Below are 17115 nucleotides of genomic sequence, written 5' to 3'. Positions count from 1 at the left end.
AGTCGAACCCATCGACTCCGCCCAGCTCAGCTTCTGTGGGTCGCGGTGCCCTGCTCCGCCGTCCTTTCGGCGCGCTGGGCGGCCAGACGGATCTCGAGGATCGCGTCCATGGTCTGCTGGACCTTGTCGGCAGCGCCCGCGTAGCTGAACTGCTCGCGCGCGTCCTTGAGGAGTTCGAGGGCTTGCTCGTCCTCGCCGAGTGCCTTGAGTGCGCGACCGTAGAGCAGCGCGACCTCGCCTGCGGTGTGGCGTCCCAGCGCGCCCTTCTCGGCGTGGATCGTGCGAAGCAGCTCAATGGCTTCGGGGATCTGGCCGTTGAGATAGAGCCACCGTGCGCGGATGAATTGCACCTCGAGCTGCTCGGAACGGGATCCGCCCACAATGCTCAGGGCGAGCTCGGCGCGTTCGATCGCGGCGAGCGTCTCGGGCTCCACGATCCCGCCTGAGAGCCTCACTGCCGCGGAGGCCTTGTTGAAACGTGCCCACAGCTCGATGTCGTTGGCTGGGGAGAGGAGCTTGGCGGCCCGTTCGTGGTGCTTGACACCCTCCTCGTAGTCGGCGCGCATGAATGCGACGTTGCCGATCACCCATTCGACCTCGCCCGCGAGCTGTCCCATCGAGTCCTCGTCGATGAGCGTCGCGAGGATGCGGCATTGGTCCCAGGCCTCCTCGAGGCGGCCGCTTTCTGCGAGGGCTGCAATGAGGGCGCGGAGGGCGCCGATGTAGATGGTGGATCCCGCGGGAAGCTGGGCACCGAGGCGCACGGCCTCACGTGCATGCTCGACCGCCGCTCCGAGTTGGCCGAGACCGTGGCACACCGCAGCGAGCATCTGCCGCGCACGCACGGCAAGCCCGGCTGATTCCGCCACGATGGGATGCTCGAGCAGATGCTGGACGATCCGCTGGCATTCGGCGAGCTCGCCCTGCTTCATGAGGCACTCGGCCTGCATGTACGTCATGTTCCACCACGCGCTGTTGTTCTTGCCCTCGAGCGCGAACTGTGCTGCGGTCGCGGCGTGGCTGGCCGCCTGGGCGTAGTCACGCAGGTCCCACGCCTGGCGGGCGTAGAGCCCTGCGAGCACGTACTCGGCATCATTGGCGCTCACCGGCTGGCTCCAGGCCTCGAGGGCCTTGGGCGCCAGCTGGAGGCGACGGGCGAGTTCTTGGATGACCTCGGCGGTCGGTTCGCGGCGTCCGGTCTCGAGCAGGGAGATGTAGCTGGGTGAGTACAGGTCCTTGCCCAGCTCCGCCTGTGTCAGCCCGCGATCCAGCCTCTCGGCCCGCAGCTTTTCGCCGAATCCACTGCCCACTCTGACCTCCTGGCCCCCGCCCGGGACATCGTGAACCCGGGCTTTTACGCATGCGTCATGTCCATCATGGAGCGTCTGTGGTCGACGGTCTTCCTTGACAGGCCATGTGGAACCCATTTTACTGGGCATGTCAATCATGACAAAGCACGCTCTGCCCCAGCGGACGCACCCCGTCCCGTGCAAGACATCGGGACCGACTCTCAAAGGACATGAAGATGCTGAAGAAACTGATTGCCACCGTCGCGCTCGGAGGAGCCCTTGCCATCAGCGGCATTGCCGGCACACCGACGGCGATCGGCAACTGGCCCGACCCCATGAAGGTGAGCGCGATCGGCAACTGGCCCGATCCGATGCAGGCTCCCGTCGCCATCGGCAACTGGCCTGATCCCATGAAGGTCAACGCCGCTGGCTTCTGAGGGGAGCCCGTCGCAGTCTGCACGTCCAGTCTGAACGACAAACTCAAAAACCGTGTCAGCGCGAGAACGCTAGCTGTGGGGGAGCGCTGACACAGGCTGGGTGTGTGCCCCGGACCTGATGGTCCGGGGCATCTCTGTGCTGTCGTACGGTGCATGGCCCCGGTGCCCGGTGCCCGGTGCCCCCGGGCATCCCTTCCAAGCAGGTCCGTTGGTCCCTTCCGGGCGGGCGCGCGGGCGGCAAGAATGGCGTCCGTGAGCGTCTCCTCGCGAGTTCCGATCGGACCGTCGAGACCGCATGCGCCCGGTATGACCCTGCCGGAGGGCCTTGACAGCGGTCAGGTCGAAGAGCTCAGCGAGCGTTTCGGTCCCAACAGCCTTCCCCGCGAGAGACCACGTCCGTGGTGGCTCCGCCTTGCCGCCGAACTCGGGCACTTCTTCGCACTCATGCTCTGGGCAGCGTCGGCTCTGGCGTTCATTGCCGGCATGCCCGAGCTCGGCTGGGCGATCGCCGCTGTGGTGGTGGTCAACGGACTCTTCGCGTTCTTCCAGGAAGCGCGCGCCGAACGTGCCTCGGCGAAGCTGCGGGAGCTACTGCCCAGCAACGTCCAGGTCCGCCGGGACGGGCGGACGACCGTCGTCGGTGCCGTGGACCTCGTCCCTGGCGACGTCGTATTGCTCACGGCAGGCGATCGCGTGCCCGCCGACCTCGACTTCCTGCAGGCATCGGGAGTGTCGATCGATGAGTCGATGCTGACCGGAGAGAGTCTTCCGGTGCCGCGCGGGGCGGGCGACGCCGCATCCGGGGGGACGTTCGTCGCGGTGGGGGACGCCGTCGGCCGCGTCACGGCGACTGGGTCGGCGACCCGCCTCGCCGAGATCGCCCGCCTCACCACGCGGGCGGTCCCGCCGCCGAGTCCGCTGGACCTTGAGCTCAAGCGGATCGTGAAGATCATCGCGATCGTCGCGGTGACGGTCGGGGCCGTGTTCTTCCTGGTCTCCCTGCTCATCGGCAACCCGCTGACCGGTGCGTTCCTCTTTGCCATCGGGGTCACCGTGGCGCTAGTACCCGAGGGCCTGCTGCCCACCGTCACGCTCTCCCTCGCCATGGGGGCCCAGCGGATGAGCCGTCGCCACGCGCTCGTGCGCAACCTCGAGGCCGTTGAGACGCTCGGCTCGACCACCTTCATCTGCACTGACAAGACGGGCACGCTCACGCAGAACCGCATGAGCGCCGTGGAGGTCTGGACTCCCGCCGGATCCGTGACCATCGAGGGACGCGGGTACGCGCCCGAGGCCGCGCTCGACGGCCCGCCCGAGGCCCTTGTCGCGGCCGCGCAGCTGGCGACCGGGGCACACGCGGCGTCGCAGGGCGACATCGAGGAGCATGACGGCGAGTGGCGCGCTGTGGGCGATCCCATGGAAGCCGCGCTCGCGGCCCTCGACCGCAGACTTGGCGGTGCAGCCGAGGGGCCTATTCCGCTGGCGAGCTTTGCGTTCGACGGCGAACGCAAGCGACAGAGCGTTGTGCTCGATGGCGACTCCTCCGGGCCCGGGGCGGAGGCCCAGCAGGTGCCGGGAACCTTGCCGGCGACACCCCCGGAGCTGTGGGTCAAGGGAGCGCCGGAGGTGCTGTTCGACTTATGCCTCGGAGATGGGGCCCGCACCACGCCGGGCGGCACTCAGGCCAGCGCGCGTTCGGCCGGGCACCGCGCTGGCGTGTTCGAGGACGGTGGCGGTTCGGCCGGGGACCGCAGGGAAGACGACGCATGGCGCACGAGAGCGGGTGCTGCGCTTGAGGAACTCGCTGCGCGGGGCCTGAGAGTCCTCGCCGTGGCGTCGCGCAGCCTTGCCCCGGCGGAGGCCGAGGCAGCGGCGCGCGGCGAGGCCAGCGCCGTCGTGCTCGAACAGGGACTGGTGCTGCGGGGTCTTATCGGGCTGCATGATCCCCCTCGGCCTGCCGTCGCGGGCGCGATCCGGCAGGCGCGCGAGGCAGGCATCCGGATCGCGATGGTGACGGGCGACCACCCGGCGACCGCGGCCGCCATCGCCCGGGAGATCGGACTGATTGACCACAACAGTGGAGACCACAAAAGCGGCTCGGGGGCTGTGCTTGAGGGTACGAGCCTTCCCGAGGACCTCCAGGTGCTCGGCGCGCTCCTGGACCGCGACGGTGTCGTCATCTCGCGCGTCACCCCGGAGCAGAAGCTGCGGGTAGCGCATGCGTTGCAGGGCCGCGGCCACTGCGTGGCGATGACGGGCGATGGCGTCAACGACGGTCCCGCGCTCGAGGCTGCGGACATTGGTGTGGCGATGGGCCGCAGCGGGACAGACGTGGCGCGGAACGCTGCGGACCTCGTCTTGCTCGATGACGACTTCGCGACGATCATCGTCGCGGTGGAGCAGGGGCGCGCGACCTACGCGAACATCCGGCGGTTCCTCACGTACCACCTCACCGACAACGTGGCCGAGCTGACGCCTTTCGTCGTGTGGGCCCTCTCTGCGGGGCACTTCCCCCTCGCGCTTGGAGTGCTTCAGATCCTGTTCCTCGACATCGGGACGGACCTCCTGCCCGCGCTCGCACTCGGCGGTGAGAGGCCCAGCTTGGGCGTTCTCAAGCGGCCACCCGAGCGTCGGCACCTCATGGACGGGAGCCTGATGTTCCGGGTCTTCGCGGTTCTCGGGCCCGTCGAGGTGGTGTTCGAGATGACCGCCTTCGCCGTGGTCCTCTGGCTCGGAGGATGGCGGCCGGGCGGGGACCTGCCCTCGGCCGGTGTTGTCGCCGCGGCGTCGGGCGCAGCCTTCACCGCGGTCGTCCTGGGGCAGCTTGCCAACGCCTATGCATGCCGCAGCGCGAGCTGGCCCGCTTGGAGGCTGTCCTGGGGGAGCAATCGGATGCTCCTGTGGGCCATCGTCGTCGAGCTTGGCCTGCTTGCCCTGTTCCTGTTCGTCGGACCGGTGGCCAGACTTCTCGGCCAGGGGCCGCCGCCACTCGAGGGTTTTGTCCTTGCCGCGCTGGCAATCCCAGGCGTCGTGATCGGGGACGCGCTGCACAAGGCGCTCCGGCACCGACTCGGGCGGGGTCGCACGCACCCCGTGCTTCCGCATCACTGAGCATTCTGTGCAACTGGGCCTTCTGCACCATTGGCTTTCTGCGCCGCTGAGCTTTCTGTACGGCTGACCCGTCGCCACGACGCTGGCGTCCGGGCAGTGTCGAATGAGCATCTCCGACAATGAAGAAAGCCCCGCGGCTACGGCCGCGGGGCTCTTGTCTGGTCGGGATGACAGGATTTGAACCTGCGACCTCTTCGTCCCGAACGAAGCGCGCTACCAAGCTGCGCTACATCCCGATCCGTCGCTTGGGTCTCCCCGGAGCAACTCATCTAGAGTACCCGATTCGCTCCGTGATCGTGAAATCGGAAAGCGGCCCGCTTCGGGCCGAGCAGCGGCCTCGAACCACTGCGCAACGCCCCCGATCCATGGCACCCGGACCACCGCATCCGAACCCCCGCACCCAGACCGCGGTGACGCTGAATGATGGCGATCGCGGCGGGCACGGTAGCAGGAGCGCCCAGATGGTCAGAATGGCGGGGGTTCTTCCTCGCGCCCGGCAGGTGGCTTGACGGCCCCCGACGATATCGGGACCTGCGCATGGGGCACCGTCATCGTTTGAGGGGCCAGAGGGTCGTCGACGATGCCGAGGAGCCGATCGCGATCGCTCGGGGTGGTTGTCCGCTCATATCCGAGCATGGTCGTGAAGATCATTGTCCCTGTGGGCTCCGCATACTGGGAATCGGTACCGAATGCGGCCTGCGCGGCCTGCTGGCGCGCCTGGACCAGTGCCACCGACTTCAGGGCATGGTGTTTGCGGCACAGGTGTGCCAAGTTGTCGGCGTCCGTTGCGCCCCCGTCCTGCCATTCATGCGTGTGATCGAGCTCAGCACTTTCAGCGGGGCGCGTGCAGCCCGGGAAGGTGCAGGTTCCATCGCGATACTTGAGGAAGAGACGCAGTGCTTCGGGCGGTCGGTACGTGGTGCGCCCGAGCCGGAGCGGCGTTCCCTCGCTGTCTGTCCACAGCCTGCGCCACGCTGGCGCAGAGGCAGCCAGGGAACGCGCGGTGGCTGCGTCGATCACCCCAAATCCCTCGAGGTAGGCGGTGTCCGGATCGGTGACGCCCCCAGTGCCTGATGTGCATGCCTCGTCACTGGATGCATGAGCGGCAGGGAGGCTCGACGAGGCCAAGTGCACCACAATCTCGGCCTTGATCGACGAGATGAGATCCTCTGGAACATCGATCGGGTCCGGAAGCCCGAGAACGTCGGCGGCCTCGATGCCTGTGACGCTGTCGGCTCGGGTCTGGTCGGCGTATCGGAACTGGTCGATATTGTCGCGCTGGCCGGTGTGCTCGGCCTCGGGCTGGGCGGCGTTGTCGTGCCGGCTGGTGTGGTCGGACTGGTCGGGCTCGTCGGACTGGCTGCCGGTGTCTGCCCGAGAGGTGCTGATCGTCCCGGTGAGGCCAAGGTAGGCGAGGACATCGTGCCGAAGCTGGGGGAGTGTGCGATGCTCGGCGGGTGCGCGGTGGGCCGCCCGCGCGATGGAGTCGATCCGCTTGTACATCGAGAGGCCAGTCTCAGCAGGCATGAGGGCCGTGAGCGACATCATGCCGTCCTGCTCGGGCGCACACCACACACCTCGCTCCGAGGCCGCAGCGCGTTTCCGGACGGCGATGCTCTCTGGGTGCAGCTTCTCGCGAAGGTCCCGGACCGCTCTGCGGAACTCCGCAGGTGTCCGCAGGCGACCGGATGCAGTGCGGGCCTTCCCGAGAGCCTGAAGGCCGAAGGGCTCGGCGACGATCTCGGGAAGCGTCCCAGCCTGATCCACGATGGTCCGGGCATGGTGCTCATGGATGTCGCCCGACTCGAGCGCTTCGAGAACGCCGAGGTGGGTGGCGCACAGGGCCTCAGAGACGTTGAGGAGCCTGGCGGCTGCCGACTCGCTCGTCTCCTGAATGGTCGCAATCTCGGTTACGGCGAGCCCATGCGCCAAATTCCCGTCGAGCCGGGTGGGCTGGCCGTCGCGCACCGGGAGCGGCTCGTTCGCGATGCCCTCCCGGACGCGTTCGACGGCCGTGGCCTGCAATGCCGTTGCGTAGGCGATGAGCCGGGGGACCTCTGCGAGGATCTCAGCAGCGATGCGGTGGTCCATCAGGGACGGGTCAACGGTCCAGAGGCGCCCGCGGATCCCAGAGGAACTGCGTGGGGCAAACGCCATGAAGTCCGAGGCCCGATCGTGCACATCTGCGGGGGTGGGCACTGCTGTCACGATCGTTTCATCCCCTTCCACTTCATCGAAGATATCAATGAGACGATCCGAAAATCTTCGAATATATGTTCCCATCATAGGTTGGCAGGCGCTCATAGGGAAGAGGAGTGACGGAAGAGACCAGACCGAAACGACACGGCTGCACGCCAGGTGCACGTAGGCTAGACGAGCGAGTCGCGCCACGCTCCATGCAGGGCAGCGAAGCGTCCTCCGCCGGCCAAGAGTTCCGCAGGTGTCCCGTCCTCGACGATGCGCCCGCCGTCCACGACGAGCACACGGTCAGCGATCTCGACCGTTGACAGCCGGTGGGCGATGATGATCGCCGTCCGCGCGTCGGAGCTAGTTGACTGGGCGCCAGGGCGACCACCCTGAACGCCGGGTCGAGCCTCCTGTCCGTCAGTCGGGCGAGGTGCGGAAGCGGCCACGCCACGGTGATCCGCAGGTGCGCTGGGACGGCTGTCCTGCTCGTCCCGACCAGCCACCCGTGGCGGCGGTCCACCCTGAGGCGCCCCGCCGCCGTCGTCCGCACGCCCGCGTGCGTGAGTGTCGCCCGCAGTGTCTCGGGCAGAGCCGACGGCAGTCCCGCCCAGGAGTCGCGCGAGGCCCGTCTGGACGAGCCGCTCCGAGGGGATGTCCAGTGAGCTCGTGGCCTCGTCGAGGATGAGCACCGCCGGGGCCGCCAGCACCGCCCGCGCAAAGGAGATGAGCTGACGCTGGCCCGCCGAGACGCGGCCGCCGCGTTTTGTCACATCGGTGTCGTAGCCGTCCGGCAGCGCTGAGATGAACTCGTGCGCGCCGACAGACCGCGCCGCGGCCTGGATCTCAGCGCGGGAGGCGTCCGGCCGCCCGAGGGCAATGTTGTCCGCCACGGACCCGGAGAACAGGAACGCCTCCTGCGTGACCATCACGATGGCGCGCCGCAGGTCCGCGGTCGAGAGCTCGCGGAGGTCGACGCCGTCGAGCCTCACTGCGCCCGCTGAGGGGTCGTAGAACCGCGCCACGAGCTTCGCGAGCGTCGACTTCCCGGCACCGGTCGCCCCGACGAGCGCAACCGTCTGACCTGCCGGAATCCGGAGCGTGAACTCGGGCAGCACCTCTGGCCCGGATCCATACGAGAAGGCCACTGACTCGAACGTCACCTCGCCCCGTGCCGCCGGGAGCGGCACCGGGTTGCGCGGCGGCTGGACGGTGGGAACCTCCTCGAGCAGGCCGGAGACCTTCTCGAGCGCCGCCTGGGCGCTCTGGAACGAGTTGTAGAACATGGCGATCGTCTCGAGCGGACTGAAGAACCGTTTGGTGGAGAGCACGACGGCGAGCAGGACGCCGACTGCCAGATTCCCCTCAAGGACGCGGAACGAGGCGACGAGCAGGATCACGGCCACGGTCACGTTTCCCGTGAGCACGAGTCCCGGCTGGAACACGCCGTTGAGCATGACGGACCGATAGGTCGCCACGGCGTAGTCGTCGGCGAGCTTGCCGTAAGCGGCGCTGTTGGCGCGTTCCTTGCGGAACGCCTTGACCGCGCGGATGCCTGTCATCGTCTCGACGAAGTGCACGATGAGCCGGGCTGACACCACGCGTGAGGCCCTGAAGGCCCGCTGCGACCGTATCTGGTACCAGCGCGCGATCAGCGTCATCGGCACGGCCGCGGCGAGCATGATGAGCCCCGACGGCCAGTCGAGCGCGAACACCGTGATCGCCGTGAACGCCATGAACAGCAGGCCGGACGCGAGTGAGCTCACGCCCGAGTCCAGCAGTTCGCGCAGCGCCTCGAGGTCCGAGGTCTGCCGCGAGATGATGCGCCCCGATGTGTACGTCTCATGGAAGTCGAGGCTGAGCCTCTGCGTGTGCCGGAAGACCCAGACCCGCAGGTCAAGGAGCATCGCCTGGCTCAGCTTCGCCGTGGAGGTCACATACCCGGCCGTCAGCAGGGCCGTGATGAGAGCCGCAGCCAGGTACCCGCCGCCGGCGAGCCACGTGAGCGCCGGATCGCCGGACGCGAACGCGGGCAGCGCCCGGTCGATCCCGAACGCGATGATCGCCGGGCCGGCGGCGCGGGTGGCCTGCGAGACGACCACCATCGCGAGCGTGGCCCACAGCCTTGCGCGCACCGGCCGCAGGAGGTTGCCGAGGAGTGTGAGCGAGCGACGCCGCACGGTGCGGCTCGCCTCCCGCGTGAGGTCGACGGCGTCCTCGCCGCGCGTGCCACGTTCGCCCTGGGGGCGGGTTGGCTGGGGGCTGCTGCCGGAATTCTTGCGGTCGCCGTTGCGACGCACGACGCCGCCGGGCCGGGTGGGACGCTGGCTCACCGGGACTCGGCCTCCTCGGGCAGGAAATCGTCCAGATCGGGTTCGTGCTCCCTGTCGAGGTCGCTCGGCTCCTCGGGGAGGCTCGCGATGACCCAGCGATAGTGCTCGCTGCGCGCGAGCAGCTCGGCGTGCGTTCCGACGTCCTCCACGACGCCGTCCCGCAGGAGCGCGACCCGGTCCGCGAGAGCCACGGTCGAGGGGCGGTGCGCCACGATGAGCGTCGTGGTGTGCGCGAGCGCGTCGCCGAGCCGCTCGGACACGCGCTCCTCCGTCGCGATGTCGAGCGCGGAGAGGGGATCGTCGAGGATCAGCACGGAGGGCCGCGCCGCGATGGCGCGTGCGAGCGCGATGCGCTGCCGCTGCCCGCCGGAGAGGCTCAGGCCCTCCTCACCGATCGTCGTGTCGAGGCCGTCGGGCAGAGAGCGCGCGAAGTGGGCCTGTGCAACGTCGAGCGCTTCTTCGAGCAGGCGATCGGCCTCCGCGCCCTCCTGCACGGGCGCGCCGAGCAGGACGTTCTCGCGCACCGAGGACGAGAACAGCGTCGTGTCTTCGAACGCGACCGCGACGAGCCGGCGCAGCTCAGCGAGGGGTAGATCGCGGACATCGATCCCGTCGATCTCGACCGCCCCGCCCGAGACGTCATAGAGGCGTGAGACGAGCTGCAGGAGCGTCGTCTTTCCCGAGCCCGTCGCGCCGACGAGCGCCATGGTCTCGCCGGGTCGGATGTCCAGCGTCACGCCGCGCAGGACGTCGCGCGGCGGGTCTGCTGGTCGCGACGCGGTGGACGGGGCTGCAGCGCGAGCCGAGCTCGCGGCGTCGTGCGCGGCTGCGTTGAACGCGAACCGGACGTCGCGGAAGGCCAGCGCACCGCGCGGGGCGGTGACGTGCCGCGGCGACTCAGGATCGGTGATGGTGTTGCGGGCGTCCATGACCTCGAAGTGGCGGTCGACCGCCGTCTTCGCCGTCAGGGCCATGCCCACGAGCATGCCGCTCGCCTCGACGAACTGCGCCACGGCGGCCGAGGTCGCGAAGAAGGCCGCGAGGGATCCGAGGCTCAGCTGCCCCGACGCGGCAAGCCATATCCCGGTCACGAGTCCCGTGCCGAGGGCGAGTTCCGGCAGCAGGGTCACGACGAGGCTGAACAGGGCCTGGTGCCTCGCCTTTGCCACTTCGGTCTCGCGCAGCTGCTGGGCCTGCTCGGTGAAGCCCTCGAGGGCCTCGCGCGCGCGGCCGAAGGCCTTGAGGACGCGGATGCCGTGGACGGACTCCTCGACCGTGGTGGCGAGGTCGCCGGCCTGGTCCTGGCTGCGCCGCGTGGCAAGGGAGAAGCGGCGCCGGAAGATCGCGCCGTACACCATGATCGGCACGGCCGCCGCGAGGAAGATGAGTGCGAGCTGCCACGAGAGAGTGAACAGCAGGACCACGCCGAGCGTCACGGTGCTGAGCGAGACCACGAGGAAGATCGCGCCGAACGCGAGCCAGCGCCGCAGGAACGCGAGGTCCGCGATCGAGCGCGAGAGCAGCTGGCCTGAGCCCCAGCGGTCGTGGAATGAGACGGGGAGGTCCTGCAGGTGGTCGTACATGGTAACGCGCATCTGCCGCTCGAGTCCGATGCTCGGCTCGATCACGAGCACGCGCCGCAGGTAGATCATGGTCGCCTCGAGCACGCCGAGGAGAAGTACGACGCCGGCCGCTCCCCACACGGCCGACGGCTGGGTTCCGCTGTGCACGAGTTCGTCGATGACAAGGCGCAGCACCTGCGGCACCGCAAGGGCAAGGGCGGACGCCGCAAGGGCGACAACGAGGCCTACGAGGAGGCGCGGCACGATGGGCCGCACGATCGGGCCGAGGCGCGCGATCGAGGCCCAGTACGGGGTCTGCTGGGGGCCTGATCTGTGGGAGGAAGCAGGCTTGGGGTCGACGGGGGCGTGCTGTGGCATGCCGGGGCTCACACACCTCGGGGTAGGAAGTAGTTAGCGGTGGCAACTACCCTACGCCTGCGTGCCGGGCTGTGGATCACACCCTCGGCGTGAGCGTGAGCAGGACGGCCTCGGGCCGGCACGCGATGCGGATGGGTGCGAAGCGGGACGTGCCGATGCCGCCTGAGACATTGAGCTGGACCGAGCGGCCCGCGTTCTCCCACTGCGTGAGGCCTTTGGCCCGCCACGTCGGCAGGTCGCAGTTGGACACGAGGGCGCCGTAGCCCGGGAGGCAGATCTGGCCGCCGTGCGTGTGGCCCGCGAGGATCAGATCTGCGCCGGCATCCGTGAAGTGGTCCAGGACTCGCTGGTAGGGGGCATGGATGACGGCGACCTTGACGTGGGGCCTCTCCTCGTGGCCCGACGCCCCGCGGGGCCAGTCGGCGTAGCGCTCACGCTTGAGGTGCGGATCGTCGACGCCCGAGAAGTCGAAGCGCACCCCGCCCAGATTCACCGACTGGGACCGGTTGGTCAGGTCGATCCAGCCAGCGGACCCGAAGCCCGTGAAGAGGCGCCGCCAGTCGAGGTCCACTCGGTCGGGGAGGGGCTTCCGGTTGGAAGGTCCCAGCAGGTACGCAGCGGGGTTCTTCGCGACCGGCGCGTAGTAGTCGTTCGAGCCGGGAACGAAGACGCCCGGGAACTGCAGGAGAGGGGTCAGTGCCTCGAGAAGGGGCACCACGGCGTCCGGGTGGCTCAGGTTGTCGCCCGTGTTCACCACGAGGTCCGGCGCCAGATCCGCGAGGCTGGCCAGCCAGCGGACCTTGGCGGTCTGGCCCGGCACGAAGTGGATGTCGCTCAGGTGAAGGACCCGCAGCGGCCGGGCGCCGCGGGGAAGGATGGGGACCGACTCTTCACGGAGCGTGAACTGGTCCTTCTCCCACCACCCGTAGGCTGCAGCCGCCGCACCGGCGCTCAGCCCGAGGCCTGCGACGAGTGCGGCGCGCCTCGCCCCGGCGCCCATCGAGGCGGCGAGCCGCGCCGTCGTCGAGCGCTGCATCGACTCGGTCACGCGTCAGCCGTTGCCCTTGCCCGGCTTGGTGGCCGTGGGCTGTGGAGCGGGCGCTGGCTGCGAGTTGCCCTGGTTCGACGCTCCTTGGTCCGTCTGTCCCGTCTGGGAGGCCGTCGGCGCGGGCGTCGGCTGGCCGCCGATGAGGTTCTGCGGCGGGGCGTCGAAGCCGCCGTTGTCGTACAGCGGGGCTGCCTTCTGCATGAAGTACGCCCACTGCGGACCCGCGATGAAGGCACCGTCGACCGACTTGTAGAACCTGCCGTTAATCGTGAGGTTCTGACCGTAGGTGGACGAGAACGGGTCCTTGAGTGCCTCTCCGAAGAAGGAGGCGGTGGCGAGGCCCTTCGTGTAGCCGACCACCCAGGTCTGGTTGTTGAAGTTGTTCGTACCCGTCTTCGCGGCATCCGCGTACGGGAGCTTGATGGTGTTGCCCGCAGCATCCTTGATGTTGTAGCCGGAGCCCTTCGTCAGGACGTCCTGCAGCACGTTCGTCGCCGCCTTCGCCACCTCGGGCTTGATGGCGTTCTGCTGGCAGGTCTGAGCCTGCCCGCCGATCTTCTTGCCCTGGAGGTCAGTGACCTCGGTGATGGAGATCGGGGTGCAGTACGTGCCGTTGGCCGCAAACGTGGCGAAGGCACTGGCCATGGTCAGGGGGGCCACGTTCATACCGCCGAGCAGATTGCCGAGGATATGGAGGTCGAGCTTCTTGCCGTTGCCCTCGCCGTCGTGCATTCCCAGCGCGTCCGCCGCGCGCTGGATGTCGCAGAAGTCGTTGAGGGCAGCAGCCGAGGCGAAGGTCGCGGTGTTGATGGACTGGTAGATGCCCTCACGCACCGACATCGGCCGGTACCAGTTCGGCTCGTCGTTCTGGAGGTCCGTCGAGCCCGAGACCGTGTCGTCATACCAGCCGACGACCGGATCACACGTGGTCTTCCATGGATAGCTCTTGGGGTAGCGGCGCTGGGCGGCGTTCACGATTGCGTTGCTCGACTTGCCCTCGTTGAGCCACGCCGTGAGCGTCACGGGCTTCATTGTCGAACCGGGCTGCATGCCTCCCGCGCCGCCGAGGGGGTTGCCGGAGGCATCGGCCCGGTCGACGTTGACGTTGTAGGAGGTCACGAAGTTCGAGCCTTGGCCGTCGAGCATGCGCGAGTTCTGCGCCATCGAGACAATCTTGCCCGTTCCGGGCTGGACGGTCACGAGGGAAGCCGCCCACTTGAGCGGGTTGTCTCCGGCGGTCGCGTCGACCTGCTGCTGAGCGGGGCCTTGGAGCCTCGGGTCGAGCGTGGTCTTGATGGTCAGGCCGCCGCGCATGATCTTGGCGGTGCGCTCCTTCTCGTCCGCGCCATAGGCGGGGTCGTTGAGGATCTGGTGCAGCACGTAGTCGCAGAAGTACTGGGCCGTTGCGGCGTATTGGCAGCCCTGCTTCGGCGGGGTGACCTTAGTTTCGACCGGTGCCGCGACGGCGGCGTCGTGGGCCTTCTGGTCGATCTTGCCGTGCTGGAGCATCGCGTCGAGCACGAGGTTCCGGCGCTGCTTCGCGTTGTCCGGATGGGCGATCGGATCGTAGAGCGACGGGCTGTTGACGAGGCCTGCCAGGAGCGCGGCCTGAGGGAGGGTGAGGTCCTTCGCGTTCGTCGAGAAGAAGTACTGGCTCGCTGCCTGGATGCCATAGGCATTGGCATTGAAGAAGACGATGTTGAGGTAGCCCTCGAGGATCTGGTCCTTCGTGAACTTCTTCTCGAGCGCGATGGAAAGCTTCATCTCGCGCAGCTTGTCTCCCACGCCCTTGTTGAGGCCGTTGAGGAGGACCTGATCGTCCTTGCCCTGTGCGATGAGGTTCTCGTTGATGACGTTGTTGACGTACTGCTGCGTGAGCGTCGAGGCGCCCTGCTTGCTGCCCTTGAGGTTCGCGGCGAGCGCGCGCAGGATGCCGGTCGTGTCGACGCCGCCGTGCTCATAGAACCGGTAGTCCTCGATGGCCACGATGCCGTCCTTGATGTACGGCGACATCTGGTCGAGCGTGACCTTGGTCCGGTTCTCCGAGAACAGCGTGGCGATCTGCGACCCGTCGGAGGCGAGGATCTTGGTCACCTGCCCAGGAGGTTCGACGGTGAGCTCACTGGGCAGCCCCTCGAAGAACTGCACCGAGCCGCTCGCCGCGCTGCCTGTCACAGCAGCTGCGGGCACCATCAGGCCTGCGACAAGCACGCCACAGATCGCACTCACCCCAAGGAAGGCAAGGATCTTGCCCAAGGTGGTGGCAGTGTCAAAGAGAGGGTTCTTGCCAGACGCCATGTGTGCCAGTCTAACGGGAGGGGCTAATCTGGCCTCATGACCGCCTGGGAATACGCGACCGTGCCCCTCATCGTGCATGCCACGAAGCAGATCCTCGACCAGTGGGGCGAGGACGGCTGGGAGCTTGTCCAGGTCGTCTCCGGACCCGGCGGCAACGGACTTGTCGCGTACTTGAAGAGGGAGAAGCAGGCATGAGCCAGGAGCAGTTCGCGAGCGCGGCAGACACGGCCGCGGAGGTGAGCAGCGCCGTCGAGCGTCGCCTGGCCGATCTCGGCCTGACGCTCCCCGAGGTCGCAGCGCCTGTCGCCGCCTACGTTCCCGCAGTCGTCACCGGCTCGACCGTGTACACCTCCGGCCAGCTGCCGTTCGTCTCCGGGCAGCTGCCCGCTACCGGCAAGGTCGGTGCGGAGGTGAGCGCCGAGGCTGCGAAGAAGTACGCCGAGGTGTGCATCGTCAACGCGCTTGCGGCCGTCAAAGCACAGATTGGCGACCTCGACCGCGTCACGCAGATCGTGAAAGTCGTGGGGTTCGTGGCCTCCGATCCGCAGTTCACGGGCCAGCCCGGCGTCATCAACGGCGCCTCCGAGTTGCTCGGCAAGATCTTCGGCGAGGCGGGCACCCACGCCCGCTCCGCCGTCGGCGTCGCGGTCCTGCCGCTCGACGCGCCAGTGGAGGTTGAGTTGATTGCCGACTTCGCTTAAGCGCCGCTTCACCCTGCCCAAGCGCATGCAGGGCGCGGCCCGCAGCTGGCTCGAGGAAGCCGACCGCGTTCCGCGCAAACCGCGACTCGCCTCGTCCGTGGCTCTCGTCCGGGATGCACCCGACGGGACCGAGACGTGGCTCTCCTACCGCGGCGGCGAGTCGCCGCTCGGCGTCGTCGGGTTCCCCGGCGGGTCGGCAGAGAACGCCGATCAGGACACCTTCGACTGGTTCGGCCCCTCCGTGGGCCAGTGGGCCGAAATCCTCGGGACCGAGGACTATGCACTCGCGCGCCTGCACGTCGTCGCCGCCATCCGGGAGCTCTTCGAGGAGACGGGCGTCCTGCTCGCCGGCTCGGACGAGTCCGTGGTGGTTGAGGGCACCACGAGCGCTGAGTGGGTGCGTGCCCGCGAGGCGCTCGCCCGGCAGGACATCAGCTTTGCGGACCTGCTCGCGAAGCGTGGGCTCGGGCTGAGGACCGACCTGCTGCGCTCCCTCGTGCACTGGGTGACGCCCGACTTCGCACACCGCCGATTCGATACCCGCTACTTTGCCGCGACCCTTCCCGTGGGCCAGACGCCCACCCTCCTGCCGAGCAAGGGCGTGTGGGGCCAGTGGGTCAGCGCCCGTGAAGTCATGGCCGAACGCGACACGAGCGCCCTCGGTGACGTGATCGGCGAGGCCGACACGCGCGGACTCGCCCTGCCGGAGCTGCTGGTCCCGGCGACGGAGATCATCCTCGCCAAGATGGGCAAGGCCAAGGGCTGCATCGCCTATCTGAGCGTCAAGCGGAGCAACCACCTGTACCAGGCACACCTCATCGAAGAGGACGGGCAGCTCTACCTCGAGGTCGAGGCACCCGGGGCCGTCGCGCCACCGACCGAGGCACTGCGCGTCGTCGGGCCTTAGCCCGCAGGCACCACAAACACCCGCACACAAACATGAGGAGCCGGACCCCGAAGGGCCCGGCTCCTTACGTTTGCGTGGCTGCCGGTTTCAGCTGCGCTCAACCGGCTTTGGCGCGCGAGCTGGCTTTGATCGTCAGCGGGAGCGCTGGCGGAGGCGCTGCATGTCCAGGATCACGACGGCGCGCGCCTCGAGCCGGATCCAGCCGCGCTGGACGAACTCGGCGAGCGCCTTGTTGACCGTCTCGCGCGAGGCGCCGACCAGCTGGGCGAGCTCCTCCTGGGTGAGCTCGTGGGCCACGAGCACGCCGTCGGTCGCGGGGCGTCCGAAGCGGTCGGCGAGGTCCAGGAGCGCCTTTGCGACGCGGCCGGGGACATCCGAGAAGACGAGGTCGGAGAGCGAGTCGTTGGTGCGGCGGAGGCGGCGCGCCAGAGCCTGGAGGAGCTGTGCGGAAACCTCGGGCCGTGAGCGCAGCAGCGCCACGAGGGCCTCGTTCTTGAGGCCGGCCAGACGAGTCTCGGAGACGGCCGTTGCTGTCGCAGTGCGGGGGGCCGGATCGAAGAGGGCCATCTCGCCGAAGAGCTCGCCCGGGCCGAGGATGGCCAGGAGTGATTCGCGCCCGTCCGGGGACGTGCGGCCGAGCTTGATCTTGCCGGAGACGATGAAGTACATCTGGTCGCCCTGGTCGCCTTCACGGAACACCGAGGCGCCTCGCGAGAGGTCGACTTCGGTCAGCTCGTCCATCAGCAGGCGGAAGGCCTCGTCGTCGAGCGTGGTGAAGAGGGGGGCGCGGCGCAGTACTTCGAGGTCCAAGGCAATCTCCTAATGTCAGTGCGTTCACATGCTTGCGCTTGACTCATTCTTTCAGAT

At 68.3% G+C, this 17115-nt stretch carries 12 protein-coding genes and 1 tRNA gene; 5 read left to right on the top strand and 8 right to left on the bottom strand.

Annotated elements, in window-relative coordinates:
- Positions 1–26: 26 nt before the first annotated feature.
- Positions 27–1310, bottom strand: coding sequence for a helix-turn-helix transcriptional regulator (locus RBS60_RS01700; protein WP_307955769.1), 1284 nt, complete (start codon positions 1308–1310; stop codon positions 27–29).
- A gap of 215 nt (positions 1311–1525) precedes the next feature.
- Here RBS60_RS01700 and RBS60_RS01695 point away from each other — a divergent pair, with 215 nt between their 5' ends.
- Together RBS60_RS01695 and RBS60_RS01690 are read left to right on the top strand one after the other, a co-directional pair.
- Positions 1526–1726 carry a hypothetical protein gene (locus RBS60_RS01695; protein WP_307955768.1) on the top strand — a complete coding sequence of 67 codons (201 nt, stop codon included), beginning with the start codon at positions 1526–1528 and terminating at the stop codon, positions 1724–1726.
- Positions 1727–2032: 306 nt separating this feature from the next.
- On the top strand, positions 2033–4837 hold the full coding sequence (locus RBS60_RS01690; protein ID WP_307955992.1) for a cation-transporting P-type ATPase: 2805 nt from the start codon (positions 2033–2035) through the stop codon (positions 4835–4837).
- Positions 4838–4996: 159 nt separating this feature from the next.
- Here RBS60_RS01690 and RBS60_RS01685 read toward each other — a convergent pair.
- The 6 genes from RBS60_RS01685 to RBS60_RS01660 form a co-directional block, all read right to left on the bottom strand.
- Positions 4997–5073: transfer RNA gene (locus tag RBS60_RS01685), tRNA-Pro, on the bottom strand.
- A gap of 229 nt (positions 5074–5302) precedes the next feature.
- Positions 5303–7045 carry a DUF222 domain-containing protein gene (locus tag RBS60_RS01680; RefSeq protein ID WP_307955767.1) on the bottom strand — a complete coding sequence of 581 codons (1743 nt, stop codon included), beginning with the start codon at positions 7043–7045 and terminating at the stop codon, positions 5303–5305.
- Between the two features lie 161 nt (positions 7046–7206).
- Positions 7207–9354 carry an ABC transporter ATP-binding protein gene (locus RBS60_RS01675; protein WP_307955766.1) on the bottom strand — a complete coding sequence of 716 codons (2148 nt, stop codon included), beginning with the start codon at positions 9352–9354 and terminating at the stop codon, positions 7207–7209.
- A complete protein-coding gene (locus RBS60_RS01670) occupies positions 9351–11294 on the bottom strand; it encodes an ABC transporter ATP-binding protein (protein ID WP_307955765.1) in 1944 nt (647 codons plus the stop codon). The genes RBS60_RS01675 and RBS60_RS01670 overlap by 4 nt, the downstream gene beginning before the upstream one ends.
- A 76-nt stretch (positions 11295–11370) precedes the next feature.
- Complete coding sequence (locus RBS60_RS01665) at positions 11371–12330, bottom strand: metallophosphoesterase (protein ID WP_374049199.1); 960 nt, start codon at positions 12328–12330, stop codon at positions 11371–11373.
- 15 nt (positions 12331–12345) lie between these two features.
- Entirely contained in the window at positions 12346–14640 is a 2295-nt protein-coding gene (locus RBS60_RS01660) for a transglycosylase domain-containing protein (RefSeq protein ID WP_307955764.1), read from the bottom strand.
- A gap of 36 nt (positions 14641–14676) precedes the next feature.
- Here RBS60_RS01660 and RBS60_RS01655 point away from each other — a divergent pair, with 36 nt between their 5' ends.
- From RBS60_RS01655 to RBS60_RS01645, 3 genes are read left to right on the top strand one after another with little or no spacing between them, the layout of a single operon-like run.
- On the top strand, positions 14677–14835 hold the full coding sequence (locus RBS60_RS01655; RefSeq protein WP_307955763.1) for a DUF4177 domain-containing protein: 159 nt from the start codon (positions 14677–14679) through the stop codon (positions 14833–14835).
- Complete coding sequence (locus RBS60_RS01650) at positions 14832–15341, top strand: RidA family protein (RefSeq protein ID WP_307955762.1); 510 nt, start codon at positions 14832–14834, stop codon at positions 15339–15341. The genes RBS60_RS01655 and RBS60_RS01650 overlap by 4 nt, the downstream gene beginning before the upstream one ends.
- Complete coding sequence (locus RBS60_RS01645) at positions 15325–16248, top strand: NUDIX hydrolase (protein WP_307955761.1); 924 nt, start codon at positions 15325–15327, stop codon at positions 16246–16248. Before RBS60_RS01650 ends, RBS60_RS01645 begins: the two co-directional genes overlap by 17 nt.
- Before the next feature lie 132 nt (positions 16249–16380).
- On the opposite strand, the gene RBS60_RS01640 is transcribed toward RBS60_RS01645, so the two are convergent.
- Positions 16381–17058, bottom strand: a complete 678-nt coding sequence (locus RBS60_RS01640; RefSeq protein ID WP_307955760.1) for a Crp/Fnr family transcriptional regulator — start codon at positions 17056–17058, stop codon at positions 16381–16383.
- Between the last annotated feature and the right edge of the window lie 57 nt (positions 17059–17115).

It is taken from the genome of Sinomonas sp. ASV486, from assembly GCF_030908215.1.
Lineage (GTDB): Bacteria > Actinomycetota > Actinomycetes > Actinomycetales > Micrococcaceae > Sinomonas > Sinomonas puerhi.
The sequence above is the reverse complement of the archived record's forward strand: the minus strand, read 5'-3'. Positions and strand labels throughout refer to the sequence as shown.

Bases quoted from the DNA above. Each gene is read 5' to 3' on its own strand.
- RBS60_RS01650 (WP_307955762.1), top strand. From the start codon at position 14,832: ATGAGCCAGGAGCAGTTCGCGAGCGCGGCAGACACGGCCGCGGAGGTG.
- RBS60_RS01665 (WP_374049199.1), bottom strand. From the start codon at position 12,330: ATGCAGCGCTCGACGACGGCGCGGCTCGCCGCCTCGATGGGCGCCGGG.
- RBS60_RS01695 (WP_307955768.1), top strand. From the start codon at position 1,526: ATGCTGAAGAAACTGATTGCCACCGTCGCGCTCGGAGGAGCCCTTGCC.
- RBS60_RS01670 (WP_307955765.1), bottom strand. From the start codon at position 11,294: ATGCCACAGCACGCCCCCGTCGACCCCAAGCCTGCTTCCTCCCACAGA.
- RBS60_RS01655 (WP_307955763.1), top strand. From the start codon at position 14,677: ATGACCGCCTGGGAATACGCGACCGTGCCCCTCATCGTGCATGCCACG.
- RBS60_RS01660 (WP_307955764.1), bottom strand. From the start codon at position 14,640: ATGGCGTCTGGCAAGAACCCTCTCTTTGACACTGCCACCACCTTGGGC.
- RBS60_RS01690 (WP_307955992.1), top strand. From the start codon at position 2,033: ATGACCCTGCCGGAGGGCCTTGACAGCGGTCAGGTCGAAGAGCTCAGC.